We start from the raw sequence: 13,912 nt of genomic DNA, 5'->3' as shown, positions 1-13,912 counted from the left end.
TTTGTTCAATTCAACCACTCAGCAGGCACTGCCTGCCAGGAGAGACATCATGTTAAAACCCGAGCAGTTGCGTACTGCACTGGCCAACGCGCTACCAGACCTACAGACACATCCCGATAAGCTACACATCAGCCTGGATAACGGGCGCGTGGTCTCTACATTAGGCCCTTCACTGTCTTTCGAATATCAATACCAACTCAACCTGACGCTGAGCGATCAGGTCAATGAAGAAGATCTGGTAATGGTCACCGTCTTGGCCTGGCTGCGCAGTCACCAGCCCGACATTCTCGCCAACGCGGAAAAACGAAAAAATGGCTTTACCTTCAAACGCGATATCAGTGCCGCCGGCCAGCTTGATCTGCAGTTGCAACTGACCGAACGCATTCAGGTGGAACAGCGCGACGGCGCGTTGCATATCACACCCTTGACCGAGCCACCGTTGCCGGAAAACGTCATTCGTTTCACCCAGGTTTACCTGCACGGCGAGCTGATAAGCCAATTTCAGCAACCATAAACTGACCTGCGGGACGGCTTCGGTTGTGCTGGCGCCAGCTAAACGCCGCCGCGTTGTCGCCCCCCTAACACGGCGGCATTCTTAAGAGATGAACACAGACAACTTCGATATTCAGCGCCTGGTGCGCAACCTGATACGCATTGGCACCATCAGCGAGGTCGACCTCGATCGCGGACGCTGCCGCGTAGCCACCGGTGGCAACCTCACCGACTGGCTTAATTGGCTGACCGGCCGCGCCGGTGATGCTCGTTGCTGGTGGGCGCCCAGCGTAGGCGAACAGGTGCTGGTGCTGTCGCTGGGGGGAGAGCTCGACACCGCCTTCGTGCTACCCGGTATTTTTTCCGATGCCCATCCGGCGCCGTCAACCTCGGCCCAGGCGGCACACATCACCTTCCCTGACGGCGCAGTGATCGAGTACGAACCGGCAGAAGGTGCGCTGAAAGTCATGGGCATCAAAAGTGCCACCATTGAAGCCACAGAGCAGGTAAACGTCACCGCACCGGCCATCACCTGTCGTGCAACGAGCAAGATCACGCTGGATGCCCCTGAAGTGGAATGCACCCAGTTATTAACCACCGGCACCATTGCCATCCGACAAGGCGGCTCGATGACCGGCGATCTCAACCACTCCGGCGGCAGCATCAGTTCTAACGGCGTAGTGGTGCATACCCACACCCACGGCGGCGTGCAAAACGGCGGAGGCCAAACGGATAAACCAGCATGAATAACGCGAAATATTTCGGCATGAACCGCGGCTCCGGCCGCGCGATCACCGACCTTGACCATATCCGTCAATCGGTAAGTGACATTTTAATCACCCCGATCGGCTCACGCATCATGCGCCGCAATTACGGTTCGCTGCTGTCCGAACTGCTGGATCAGCCGCAAAACGACGTACTGAGGCTGCAAATCATGGCCGCCTGCTACAGCGCGCTGCTGCAGTGGGAGCCACGCATTCAACTAAGCGGCATCACCTTTAACACCACCATCGACGGAAAAATGGTGGTCGACATTACCGGCAACCGTACCGATACGCCGGATACCTTTTCTCTTTCTGTTTCAGTGAGCTGACACCATGGCAACCATTGACCTGAGCTTATTACCCGCCCCCACGGTAGTCGATCCCCTCGACTACGAGTCGCTGCTGGCCGATCGCAAGGCCACGCTGATTTCCCTTTATCCGGAGGAGCAGCGTGAAGCGATTGCACGCACGCTGACGCTGGAATCGGAACCGATCGTCAAGCTACTGCAGGAAAATGCTTACCGCGAACTGATCCTGCGTCAGCGCATTAACGAGGCCGCCCAGGCGGTGATGCTCGGCTATGCCGGTGGCAGCGATCTCGATCAGCTTGGCGGTAACTTCCAGGTTGAACGCCTGGTGGTTCAGCAACCTGACACGACGGTCATTCCACCGGTAGCGGCAATTATGGAGTCCGACAGCGATTTCCGCGTACGCATCCAGCAGGCATTCGAAGGACTGAGCGTTGCCGGCTCCAGTGGCTCCTACGAATACCACGGCCGCTCCGCCGATGGTCGGGTGGCCGACGTTTCTGCCACCAGTCCCAGCCCGGCTAACGTACTGATCTCCGTGCTATCTCGTGAAGGTGATGGCACCGCCAGCGCCGAACTGGTGGCGATTGTCGATAAAGCATTGAACGATGAAGACGTACGCCCGGTGGCGGATCGGGTCATCGTTCGTTCCGCTACTATCGTCAATTACAGTATCGATGCGCTGCTTTATCTTTACCCAGGTCCGGAAGCCGAGCCAATCCGCCGTGCTGCCGAAGCCAAGCTGAAAAGCTACATCAGCGCACAACACCGCCTGGGCCGTGATATCCGTTTGTCGGCAATTTATGCCGCTCTGCATGCCGAAGGGGTACAGCGGGTGGAACTGAAAAGCCCACAGGCCGATATCGTGCTGGATAAAACCCAGGCCTCGTACTGCGCCAGTTATCTTCTGACCGTAGGAGGCTCCGATGAGTAACCGTCTGTTGCCAGTCGGCTCTTCGCCTCTGGAGGTTGCGGCAGCGGCCGCCTGCGCCGAGCTGGCTGCAATGCCGGTACCGCTGCGCGAGTTGTGGAACCCCGCGACCTGCCCGGTCAACCTGCTGCCGTATCTGGCCTGGGCGTTTTCAGTCGATCATTGGGATGAGGGCTGGACGGAAGAAAGCAAACGCAGCGTCGTCTCCTCTGCCTTCTTCGTGCATCGCCATAAAGGCACTATTGGCGCCATCCGCCGCGTGGTAGAGCCGTTGGGCTATCTGATCAAACTGCGTGAATGGTGGGAAACCAACGCGGAACCCGGCACCTTTTCCCTGGATATCGGCGTGCTGGAAAATGGCATCACCGAAGAAATGTACCTGGAAATGGAACGAATGATCGCCGACGCCAAGCCGGTCAGCCGCCACTTGACCGGCCTGGCGCTGAACCTGGAGGCATCTGGCAGCATCGAGGTGGCCGGTGGCCATTACGACGCCGAGATCACCACCGTATATCCGGATTACGTTGAGTTTGCTCGCCAGATGCTGGAGGGCCACTATCAATTTTTACAACGTAATACCGGTACCACTCTGGATTCGACCCAACAGCATTTTGTTCTCAATGAAGAACATATACTGGCCGACTCGCGCCATGAACGAGAGCTTTCCCGCATGGCGGGATTACCCAATGACGCCACCACCGAGGGACAGGCGTTACAAATCCTCGGTTATGCCCATGCCTATCTGGCGACCCAACAACAGAAGTATCTGGATCAGGCCATTGCCTGCTTTGACGCTTACGTAACTCATTTTTACGACGCTACCCCTATTCCGGAAACCCCTCAGCGGTGGGTCGCCAACTGGATCGTCAACGCCAAGGAGCCGGTACCTGCCAACTGGCCAGTGGATAACAAAGATCCTACACATAGCGGTTTCAAAGGCGTACCGATGGCCTTCACCAAAGGCAAGACGCAGGTCCCACAGGGTGCACCTTACTGGGGAGAGTATCTGGATATCGCTACTTTCGCCTTTGACGGCACTCTGGCCTGGGACGCCATCAATGCGCAGGTGCGTGCGGTCGACGCCACCGGCAACGTGGACTGGAACAGTGACGGCAAGCGCTACGACGTCGAGTGGATCATTAACTGGCAGGGTTATCAGATTAACGCCGACGGTGACATTCTGGCCAAAGGGCTGCCCCTCGCACAGTTTGGTACCGTTCAACTGAAAGACACCACACTCAGCGGTAGTCATAAACTGAACTTCGCCAATCGTCAGCCCGTCGAGCACGGCGGAGTCATGATTGAACGTAATCAGATCCAGCATAACCGCCCACTGCACGTGCCGGTCCCGCACAATGCCATGGGCAATGCGGCTGACGCCGAGCTGTGGTTCGCCGATGCCTGTTACCTGCTGTATAAAATCACCGGTGAGCAGCGTTATTTCAATGCCTGGAAAAGCGTTGAATTCACCGCTATGGAATACACCGATATTGATGCGCAGGATAAATTTTTCCGTCAGAGCCTGCATGCCAATACGCCGTTCACCGACGGCATCTCCTATGACTGGTCATATCCTGCCGATGCATCCGTCAGCTATGCGCGCAATGCCGAAGGCATGATTACACTGCGCAAAGACGTTGCGTCACAACAATCGTTGGAACAGCAATCGGTGTGGTTCCGCGTGAGCAATCAGTCCAAAGTTCGCACCACTTTCGGTGGTGTTGATGATCAAAACCAGCCTATTTCCTGCAGGCTACAATTGGCCATAGCACCTGAAAAGGATGCTGAACAAGCCACCGACTGGGGTATCGGTCTGCCGCAGTCTACCCAGGCGCAGGTAAAAACTTACGATATCGCACTGACCAGCCTGGCAGCACTGACTCGCGAGGATGGCAGCGATTATCTACTGGCCGATCTGCGGGCGGTGACCGATTACGGCGGTTGCGTGATTGGCAGTCGGTTTGAGGAACAGGTTTACGATCAACGCAGCGCAACGGTAATCAACGCCAGCTACCCCAACGATGACGCTGGCATGGTGATCGGCGCCTGGCTAACCACAGAGGAACGTTTTCCGGTAAACCAACTGGTTTATCGTGCTGATGCCGACTTCAATCTGCGGCTTGAGGACGACGATAAATGGCGCTGGTACTGGATGCTGCCCGCCACCGAGGGTAAATGGAAGTCGGCAACCTTTGACCCGGCTGCCGCGGTGCTGAGCGGCTATCAACCGGACCATCAGGATACTGATGAGAAACCTGCCCGTCCTAATTTCAGTACGGTTGATCAGGTCACTATCCTGCAGGATGGGAATGTGGCTAACGCCAACTTCAGTTACTACGTGCTGAATGATATACCGCCAACCTTCAGCGCCGACGACGGCTACACCATCAAATACCGCGTCACACTGCAGGCAGAAAACCCTTATACCGCACTATTGGGTGATTGCACCCTGCTGGGCCACCGCCAGGACAACCTGTTCTGTACCCCTGGAGTGATCCCTTTCTCCAATATCTATCAGGCGGACAGCCAGCAATTCGACGGCTGGCACGGCATGCCTTATCCAGGCTACCAATACCCCTTCATTTTCGTGCATGCCGACGCCGATGCCGACGGCCTGATGCTCAACAACATGACCGAGTTCTTATGGCAGTCGCAACAGTGGTACCAGCAGCAGTTTGGCGTATTGGGGCCCGGTGCTTCCGCCTATATCTGGAATCGTTGGGACAACCTGAGCTATGGCAAAGCAGACAGTTGGACCATGTACCACTGGGGCGATGGGACGGCCTGGTCCGGTTATCAACCGCGAGCTTTCTTTGGCGCTGCACGCGCCTGGCATGAGCTGAAACTGGCGGGTAAAACACCACCTGCCAAATTGGTCAGCTATGTCGAAAACTGGCTGCACTGGCTGATCGGTTTTACCCAGGATTCCGGCGGTATTACGCCGACCGATTTCCCGATGACGGGGATCCCGCAACCTGACAAACATGACTTCACCGGCCATATGTGTGGTCTGTGGCTGGCCGGCGCCGTGCTGGCAAAAATGGCCGGCAGTGAGGTCGTGGGTACAGAACACTTTATCGAACAATGCGTTACAGAGTTACAGAAGAATTATCTCACCGGTGGGGATGTGATGGATGGCGCCTGGTCGCCGGCACCGCGTACCGGCACGGACAACGGGATGTTCTTCGGTTTTTGGTCGGGTGAAATCCTGCGCGGATTGAGCCTGTATGTGATGTACAAGAGCGGCCTCAACTATCCGGCCGACAAACAAAAGAGAGCAACGACATGACAGCAAAATACCGCGCCCTGCTCACCGATCAGGGCAAAGCGCTGCTGGCTAACGCCGCGGCAACCGGCCAGAAGCTGGAAATCACCCAGATGGCCGTCGGCGACGGCGGCGGTGCAGCCACCCTGCCCAGCGAAAGCCAGACCAGGTTGGTGAACGAAAAGCGACGCGCCGCGCTGAACTCCCTACAGGTTGACGCTAACAGCAGCAATCAGGTGATCGCCGAGCAGGTGATCCCGGAAGATACCGGCGGCTGGTGGATCCGCGAACTGGGGTTGTATGATAAAAACGGTGTACTGGTGGCCGTGGCCAATACGCCAGACACCTACAAACCGCTACTGGCCGAAGGGGCCGGCCGCACCCAGGTGGTACGTATGGTCCTGCTGGTCAAAGGCGATGCCAGCGCGGTGATTGTGGCGGACAAAACCGCCGTACTGGTTTCCCGCGATACGCTGGATGCCGCTATCGCCGAGCATGCGCGCTCACGTAACCACCCAGATGCCACCCTGCTGGCCAAAGGTTTCACCCAACTGAGCAGCGACATCAACAGCAACAGCGAAACCCTGGCGGCGACGCCAAAAGCGCTGAAGGTGGTGAATGATGAAGTCAAAAAACGTCTGCCACTGAGCGGGGGTGATCTAACCGGCTTGGTAAGAATGAGCTATAAAACCGGCATCTATGGACTGGATGCAGCCGGAGCTCAGAATAATATGGTCATGCTTGGCAATCAAACCTATCCGAATGCCGTTTTATTGGGAGGCAGCAACGTACCTTCAATTATCATATCGCAAACCAATCCACAAACACTGGTAGCCGGTAAGCCTTATACGTTTTTTCACACGGGTTATAAACCTACGGCGGCGGATGTTGGCGCCTACAGTAAGCCCGAGGCCGACGGCAGGTTTGTCAAACAGAGCGGCGACACCATTATCGGTGGTTTGACGGTGAATGGCGCCATCGAAACAAAATCTGGGCTGACCACTCCGTCATTATCGGTGAATGGTAACTCGGTTATTTCAGGTCAACTGACAGCTAAAGCCGGTGTCGAACTGTTCGGAGCATCCCCTTTTATTGATTTTCATTACGGCAATACCAATACGGATTATGACGTCCGTATTATCAACGAAAAACAAGGGCAGCTCACTCTGGGAGCTAAAACCGTTCGAGCCAATGAAAATCTTTCTGTCGGTGTTGATGCTTACATTGATCGCACATTATATGTCGCAGGAGAAAGTCACTTAGGCGCTAATTTGTATGTTGGTGGCACTACATTCCAGACAGATGGCAATATTGGCGGCCCCGTTTGGGGAGGTTATCTGAACAACTGGATCAACGATCGGGTACGTGAAAGTGGTCAACTGTCAGTTAACGGCGACAACTGGTGGTACAAAGATCACCGCACAGGCATCTATTTTCAAGGTGGGCACGCGATCGGTAATAATACTGATAGTGGAGAAGCCTATCGGATCGCCTTAAATATCTCCGTTCCTAATCGCCTGCTGCATGTTTCAGTCACTATCAAGAACTTTGCACAGGGGTATCAAACCACCTGGAACCCACAAGTGAGTGATTTAAGCGGAGCACGAGATGCTTTTACCTGGTTCCATGGAGCCGCCGAGCGCGATGTCTATTGGATGGCCGTAGGATACTAATGATGACTACATATAAATTCAGTTCTACAACAAGCAGCTTCTACCCTGCAGAAATGTTGGATGATTACCGCAAAGCAGGCACCTTACCTGACGATTTGGTAAGCGTAGATAATGAAGTCTATAACACGTTCGTGTTGTCTCCCCCTGAAGGCAAAATTAGGGGAGCCGATAAATCGGGTCTCCCCGCTTGGGTCGAGGCGCCTCAGCCCACTCAGGAGCAGTTAATAATGATGGCTATAACCAGAAAACACCTGCAAGTTGAAAAAGCTGAAGCCATTATTGCCCCATTATCACGTGCAGTTAAATACAATGAAGCGACCCAGGATGAAAAAACAAAACTTATCGCCTGGGAGAAATACTCCGTGCAACTCAGTCGGATAAAGACAGAAGATGCCCCAGACATCGACTGGCCGCAGCCACCGCAATAATCGCATTATCAGCGCCCCGCCCGGGGCGTTTTTTTTATCTTGATTTTCCTGCTGTTGTACCAGTTCTCATACATACCCAATGAGATGCGCGACCCCATCGCGAAGGGCATTCTGTTGTTACCAACCACAAACGGAGTAATGCTATGGGTGATTATCACCACGGCGTGCGTGTCCTCGAAATCAATGAAGGCACCCGCGTAATTTCCACCGTCTCGACGGCGATTATTGGCATGGTTTGTACTGCAGAAGATGCCGATGCAAGCCTGTTCCCTCTCAACACTCCGGTGTTGATCACTGACGTTCTGGCCGCCAGCGGCAAGGCCGGCAAAAATGGCACCCTGGCACGCTCGCTGCTGGCGATCGCTGAGCAGGCCAAACCGGTCACCGTCGTGGTACGTGTGGCAGAAGGCAAAGACGAGGCTGAAACCACCTCCAATATCATTGGCGGCGCCGATGAAAACGGTAAATACACCGGCATGAAAGCCTTGCTGGCGGCACAGGCCGAACTGGGCGTGAAGCCACGTATCCTGGGTGTACCGGGCCACGACAATCTGGAGGTGGCAACCGCACTGGCCGGTATCTGCCAACAACTGCGCGCCTTTGGTTATATCAGCGCTTACGGTTGCAAGACCGTCTCCGACGCCATCAAGTACCGCGCAGGCTTCAGCCAACGCGAACTGATGCTGATCTGGCCGGACTTTGTTAACTGGAACACCACCACCAACAGCAGCGACATCGCATATGCCACCGCTCGTGCACTCGGTCTGCGCGCCAAGATTGACCAGGATACTGGCTGGCATAAAACCCTGTCCAACGTCGGCGTCAACGGCGTCAGCGGTATTTCAGCCAGCGTATTTTGGGATCTGCAAACCGTCGGTACCGATGCTGACCTGCTGAACGAAGCCTGCGTCACCACCCTGATCCGCAAAGATGGCTTCAAGTTCTGGGGCTCACGCACCTGTTCCGACGATCCATTATTCCAGTTCGAAAACTATACCCGCACCGCGCAGGTATTGGCTGACACCATGGCTGAAGCTCATCTGTGGGCAGTTGACCGCCCGGTTACGCCAACGCTGATCCGCGACATGATCGACGGCATCAAAGCCAAGTTCCGCGAGCTGAAATCCGCCGGGCTGATCATTGACGGCGACTGCTGGTATGACGAGAGCGCCAACGATAAAGAGACCCTGAAGGCCGGCAAGCTGTTTATCGATTACGACTACACCCCAGTACCGCCGCTGGAAGATTTAACCCTGCGCCAGCGCATCACCGACCGTTACCTGGCGAATTTCGCCGCGTCCGTGAACAGCTAAGGAGACCCGAATCATGGCACTGCCAAAAAAACTGAAATACCTGAACCTGTTTAATGACGGCTTCAATTATATGGGCGTGGTCTCGGCCATGACCCTGCCAAAACTGACTCGCAAACTGGAAAAATTCCGTGGCGGCGGCATGAACGGCGCAGCGTCGGTCGACTTCGGCCTGGACGACGATGCGCTGGTGGTCGAATGGACCATGGGCGGCATCGATGAACTGGTGCTGAAACAATGGGGCCGCGTCGATGCGGTACCACTGCGCTTCACCGGCTCTTTCCAACGTGACGACACCGGTGAAGTATCGGCGCTCGAAGTGGTCATGCGCGGTCGCCACAAAGAAATCGACAGCGGCGACTTTAAGCAAGGCGAAGACACCGAGACCAAGGTTTCTACCGACTGTACCTACTTCAAGCTGAGCATCGACGGCAAAGAGCTGATCGAGATCGATACCGTCAACATGATCGAAAAAGTCGACGGCGTGGATCTACTGGCGGCCCATCGCCGCGCTATCGGTCTGTAATTTATCACTTCAATGGCCAGCCGCAGTGCTGGCCCTGTTTCCCCTGACAATCATTGGATATCCCATGGAATTGAATGCCTCCCCAGAAAACACCGTAATGCTGGAAACCCCGATCAAACGCGGCGACAGCGAGATCCGTGAAGTGCAGGTCACCAAACCGAACGCCGGCAGCCTGCGCGGCATCGGCCTGGCGGCACTGGCCAACGCCGACGTCGACGCCCTGATCACCATCCTGCCGCGCGTGACCTATCCAAACCTGACCAAAGAAGAGTGCGCGCGCCTGGAACTGCCGGACCTGATTGCGCTGGCCGGCCAGGTGATCGGTTTTTTGTCACCGAAATCGGCCGAGTAAACATCGACCCCGTTCTGACCGTGGACGACCTGATGGCGGACATCGCAGTGATTTTTCACTGGCCGCCATCGGAGATGAACGGCATGACGCTGACCGAGCTGATGGACTGGCGCTATAAGGCCCTTCAACGTAGTGGAGTAAAAACAGATGAGTAGCAACGGGCAGGAACTGGAGTCACAAAACGAGATAATTAAAGGGCTCGAAGCGATCGAAAAACAGACCAACGCTCTGATGAAGCAGTTGCGTCAACCCCTTGGTAATAAAAGTCTATACAACATGCTGGGTAATGATATTCGACGTGCGGAGAAAAACCTGAAAATCCTGCATCAGCAGGAAAATGGCATCGATTCATTTAGGAAAAATAATCAGGAACTGGTTAGAACCAATAAATTATTAACAGAATCGCGGAAAAAATATTCCGTACTTGAAACGTTGGCAAAAGGTAGCTCGCCGGGTCAACATTCCCAACAGATGAATAACGAAGTTGCGCTGGTGGCGGAAACCATTAGCGCTTTGGAGAAAAAGCACGGACTGCTCAAAACCATCGATCGTAACCAGCGCGATAGCCTGACCAGGCAAGGCATTAATCTTAAGTCACTCAGCAACGAGCAACGACAGCTTCGCGACAAAAAAATCAATGCCAATGCCGCTATTGTCTCGATGAAAAACCAACGGCAGGTGATGACCGGCCAGAGATTCAGCACTGCACATGCCGCCAATCAGACACGTCGTGAAAACCTCAGCAAAATAAACAACGCTAGCGCCGCAGGCTTCAACATAGCCAAAACAGCCTCCGTCGGCGGAGCCAGGCTGCTGGCGCCAGGTGTTAATTTCGAAAAACAGCTTTCTCAATTGCAGGTGCAACTAAAGCTGGATAAATCCGATCCGCAACTTGCCGCACTGAGTCAGCAGGCACGCAATATTGGCCAATCTGGCACGTCACCGGATAAAACAATCCAGGCGCAAACGGCACTAGCTAAAAAAGGCTTGGGTGCCAATGAAATCATGGGGGCATCACCTGCCGCGCTCAGGCTGTCGAATGCCACAGACAGCGGCGTCAATGAGACTGTGGAGGCGATGACCGCGGTGCAGAATGCTTTTAATCTGCCCGCCGACCAGTTCGATCGGATTGCCGATGTGCTGGCACTAGCCAGCAGCCAATATGGTATGTCGGTACAATCCATCGGTGCAGCCTTGAAAGGCAAAGCAGGCCCAGGGAGCGACCTGTTCACTGCTGCGCAAAAAATTGCCCCAGCAGGCAGGGAAAAACTGCAGGCCAATCAGGTTGGCGGTGCCGCGCAGCATTTGGTCACCGTCAAAGGCGACAATTTGGATGGGGACATCCAAAAGTTGTTTGCCTCCTGGGACAGCCTGCGGATCAATTTGTTTTCCGGCCAAAGCGCCGCCCTGCGGGAGCTGACCCAAACGGCGACGCAATGGTTGGTGCAACTGAACTCCTGGGTGACCAGTAACCCCGCATTGGCCAGCACCTTGTTGCAGGTCGCCGGCGGACTCACGTTATTGCTTGGTGGGCTTAGCGGCGTCAGCCTGGTCGCCACTCAGGTACTCCAGGGGTTCACCATCATTAATGGTGCAATCCTCAAAGCCGGGCAGGCCATGATTTGGCTGGGGCGCATGGCAATGGCCAACCCATTGCTGGCCATTGTCGGCTTGATTGCCATTGCGGCTTTTGCGGTGATCGAAAACTGGGACAAGCTGGCACCATTCTTTAGCAATCTGTGGGAGAGCATCTCTGCTGGATGCAAAGCAATGGAGAAGTACATTACGGACACCATTGATAGCTGGATAAAAAAATTCATGTCGCTGACTGACATGCTCCCCGACTGGATGTCATTTGGCAATAAAAGCAGCGATGCAGGCTATACCGAAAATCAAGATGACGACGATAGATTCTCGTTCGCCGGCAAGTTTGATTCCGGCGGGAGTATTCCTGCCGGGCAATTTGGCCTTGTGGGTGAAAACGGCCCGGAACTGATCGGTGGTCCGGTGCAGGTGACCAGTCGTCGCCGTACGGCAGCGATGTCAGCGGCATTGCTGTCGCTCAGTGCCCCGGTGATGGCGGCCTCACCGACACCGGTTTCACCCACAACGCAGATCCAAATCCCGTCAGTCACCATCAATGTTACCTCCAGCCCCGGCCAGAGTGAGCAAGATATCGGTCGTGAAGTCGCGCGGCAATTTGAGTTGCTGACGCGACGTCAGGCCGCAGATGCTCGCAGCCGAATGAGTTAATTGAGGAGAAAAAACCATGATGCTTACCCTCGGCATGTTTGTTTTTATGCTAAAAACCGTGCCCTACCAGAGCATGCAGCGCAGCAGCAGTTTCCGTTGGCCAACCAACGCACGCATCGGCCAGCGCCCTTCCGCGCAGTTTTTGGGTGCCGACAGCGAAAAAATCACCCTGACAGGGGTGCTGATGCCGGAAGTCACCGGCGGAGCACTGTCGTTGATGACGTTGCAACTGATGGCTTCTCAGGGACGAGCCTGGCCGCTAATTGAAGGCAGCGGCACTATTTATGGCATGTATGTCATTGAGAGCATCGCTGAAACCAAAACCCAGCTTTTCTCTAACGGCAGCGCCCGGCAGATTGAGTTCACCATCAACCTGATGCGCGTTGATGAGTCACTGATCAGTATGTTTGGCGATCTGCGCCAGCAGGCGCTGGATTTGGCGGATAAGGCAGGGAATGGCATACAACGCATTGGAGGGCTGCTATCGTGATCACCCAAACGCCATTACCTATAGGGGCGCAAGTCGCCCCGGACTATGCCCTATTTCTGCAACAGCAGGACGTGACGGAAACCTTCAGACACCGGTTGCTATCTTTGACTCTGACTGATAATCGGGGCTTTACTGCCGACCAACTGGTTCTTGAGCTTGACGACGCCGATGGCCAGGTGGTGATGCCGGCGCGTAATCAGGTAATTACCCTGAAGCTGGGCTGGAAGGGCCAGGGGTTAGTCAATAAGGGCAAGTTCATCATTGATGAAGTCGATCATCAGGGTGCGCCGGACAAACTCACCCTACGCGCCCGCAGCGTCGACTTTAGAGGTTCGATGAATACCGCTCGCGATCGTTCTTACCATGACAGAACCCTGGGGGAAATCGTCAATGAGATAGCGAATCGCAACCGCATGGGCAATACGCTGGCGGCGGGACTGGCCGAAATAAAGATATCCCACATAGACCAGGCTCAAGAAACAGATGCCGCATTTATGACTCGACTAGCCACCATGAATGGCGCAGTGGCAGCCATCAAGGATGAGCGTCTGCTGTTTCTCATCCCTGGCTCAGGGCAAACAGTTTCAGGCAAACCCATAGCACCGCTTATCCTGCAGCGTAACGACGGCGACCAGCACTATTTTAACCTGGCCGATCGCGGAAATTACACCGGCGTTCGCGCCAAATGGCAGGATACCGAGAACGCCCAGCCGCAGCAGCTGACGGTACAACGTCAACATGGTGCCGCCGACGGCGCAGAGAGCTCCAGCTATCTTGAGGGGGACAGCGACAACGTTTTCACCTTGCCCAGGGTCTATGCCAACAAAGAGAGCGCCATGCGGGCAGCAAAGGCAAAGTGGGAACGCATCCAGCAGGGAAGCGTGCAGTTTTCTATTAATCTGGCAATGGGGCGACCCGAACTTTATCCGGAGATGCCCATTCAGGTACGTGGATTCAAAGAGGCCATCGACCAGCAAAGCTGGATAATCAATACGGTAGTTCACACGTTAAACGGCAGTGGTTATGTCACCAAAATCGCTCTTGATGTGCTGACTCAGCGGGTTGAATTCGCCATCATCGATTCCTGATTTTCATTTGAGTTTTAATCTTGCTTTTGCAA

13 protein-coding genes and 1 pseudogene are annotated in these 13,912 nt (G+C 54.9%); all 14 read left to right on the top strand.

All coding sequences use genetic code 11. From position 1 onward, the window contains the following. The first annotated feature begins 49 nt into the window (after window positions 1-49). Window positions 50-514: a phage tail protein gene (locus QOT07_RS04065; RefSeq protein ID WP_099062817.1), complete on the top strand. Its 465-nt coding sequence runs from the start codon at window positions 50-52 to the stop codon at window positions 512-514. A gap of 88 nt (window positions 515-602) precedes the next feature. Then, window positions 603-1,238 (top strand): phage baseplate assembly protein V, encoded by a 636-nt coding sequence (locus QOT07_RS04060; protein ID WP_261416021.1) that lies wholly within the window; start codon window positions 603-605, stop codon window positions 1,236-1,238. Then, window positions 1,235-1,585: a GPW/gp25 family protein gene (locus QOT07_RS04055; protein WP_085120328.1), complete on the top strand. Its 351-nt coding sequence runs from the start codon at window positions 1,235-1,237 to the stop codon at window positions 1,583-1,585. The genes QOT07_RS04060 and QOT07_RS04055 overlap by 4 nt, the downstream gene beginning before the upstream one ends. Window positions 1,586-1,589: 4 nt before the next feature. Beyond that, window positions 1,590-2,498, top strand: coding sequence for a baseplate assembly protein (locus QOT07_RS04050; RefSeq protein ID WP_207979204.1), 909 nt, complete (start codon window positions 1,590-1,592; stop codon window positions 2,496-2,498). Continuing rightward, window positions 2,491-3,012, top strand: a pseudogene (locus QOT07_RS25850) (phage tail protein I); the annotation flags it as partial. The gene QOT07_RS04050 and the pseudogene QOT07_RS25850, both read left to right, overlap by 8 nt. A 2,768-nt stretch (window positions 3,013-5,780) precedes the next feature. Further along, window positions 5,781-7,433, top strand: coding sequence for a phage tail protein (locus QOT07_RS04040; protein WP_261427586.1), 1,653 nt, complete (start codon window positions 5,781-5,783; stop codon window positions 7,431-7,433). Further along, complete coding sequence (locus QOT07_RS04035; protein ID WP_283602597.1) at window positions 7,433-7,861, top strand: tail fiber assembly protein; 429 nt, start codon at window positions 7,433-7,435, stop codon at window positions 7,859-7,861. The genes QOT07_RS04040 and QOT07_RS04035 overlap by 1 nt, the downstream gene beginning before the upstream one ends. Window positions 7,862-8,004: 143 nt before the next feature. Beyond that, window positions 8,005-9,174, top strand: a complete 1,170-nt coding sequence (locus QOT07_RS04030) for a phage tail sheath protein (RefSeq protein WP_283602596.1) — start codon at window positions 8,005-8,007, stop codon at window positions 9,172-9,174. A 13-nt stretch (window positions 9,175-9,187) separates the two neighbouring features. Continuing rightward, on the top strand, window positions 9,188-9,697 hold the full coding sequence (locus QOT07_RS04025) for a phage major tail tube protein (protein WP_085120322.1): 510 nt from the start codon (window positions 9,188-9,190) through the stop codon (window positions 9,695-9,697). 64 nt (window positions 9,698-9,761) lie between these two features. Continuing rightward, the gene (locus QOT07_RS04020) at window positions 9,762-10,049 is read left to right on the top strand and encodes a phage tail assembly protein (protein ID WP_017891666.1); all 288 of its coding nucleotides are present in this window, start codon (window positions 9,762-9,764) and stop codon (window positions 10,047-10,049) included. Between the two features lie 20 nt (window positions 10,050-10,069). After that, on the top strand, window positions 10,070-10,204 hold the full coding sequence (locus QOT07_RS04015; RefSeq protein ID WP_099062810.1) for a GpE family phage tail protein: 135 nt from the start codon (window positions 10,070-10,072) through the stop codon (window positions 10,202-10,204). 76 nt (window positions 10,205-10,280) lie between these two features. Beyond that, the gene (locus QOT07_RS04010; RefSeq protein ID WP_283602595.1) at window positions 10,281-12,302 is read left to right on the top strand and encodes a phage tail tape measure protein; all 2,022 of its coding nucleotides are present in this window, start codon (window positions 10,281-10,283) and stop codon (window positions 12,300-12,302) included. Between the two features lie 16 nt (window positions 12,303-12,318). After that, window positions 12,319-12,792 carry a phage tail protein gene (locus tag QOT07_RS04005; protein WP_261097044.1) on the top strand — a complete coding sequence of 158 codons (474 nt, stop codon included), beginning with the start codon at window positions 12,319-12,321 and terminating at the stop codon, window positions 12,790-12,792. Continuing rightward, entirely contained in the window at window positions 12,789-13,880 is a 1,092-nt protein-coding gene (locus QOT07_RS04000) for a phage late control D family protein (protein ID WP_283602594.1), read from the top strand. Before QOT07_RS04005 ends, QOT07_RS04000 begins: the two co-directional genes overlap by 4 nt. Window positions 13,881-13,912: the final 32 nt, after the last annotated feature.

It is taken from the genome of Serratia proteamaculans, from assembly GCF_949794035.1.
Lineage (GTDB): Bacteria > Pseudomonadota > Gammaproteobacteria > Enterobacterales > Enterobacteriaceae > Serratia > Serratia proteamaculans.
Note: the sequence above shows the minus strand (reverse complement) of the source record. Positions and strands in the feature narration are given on the sequence as shown.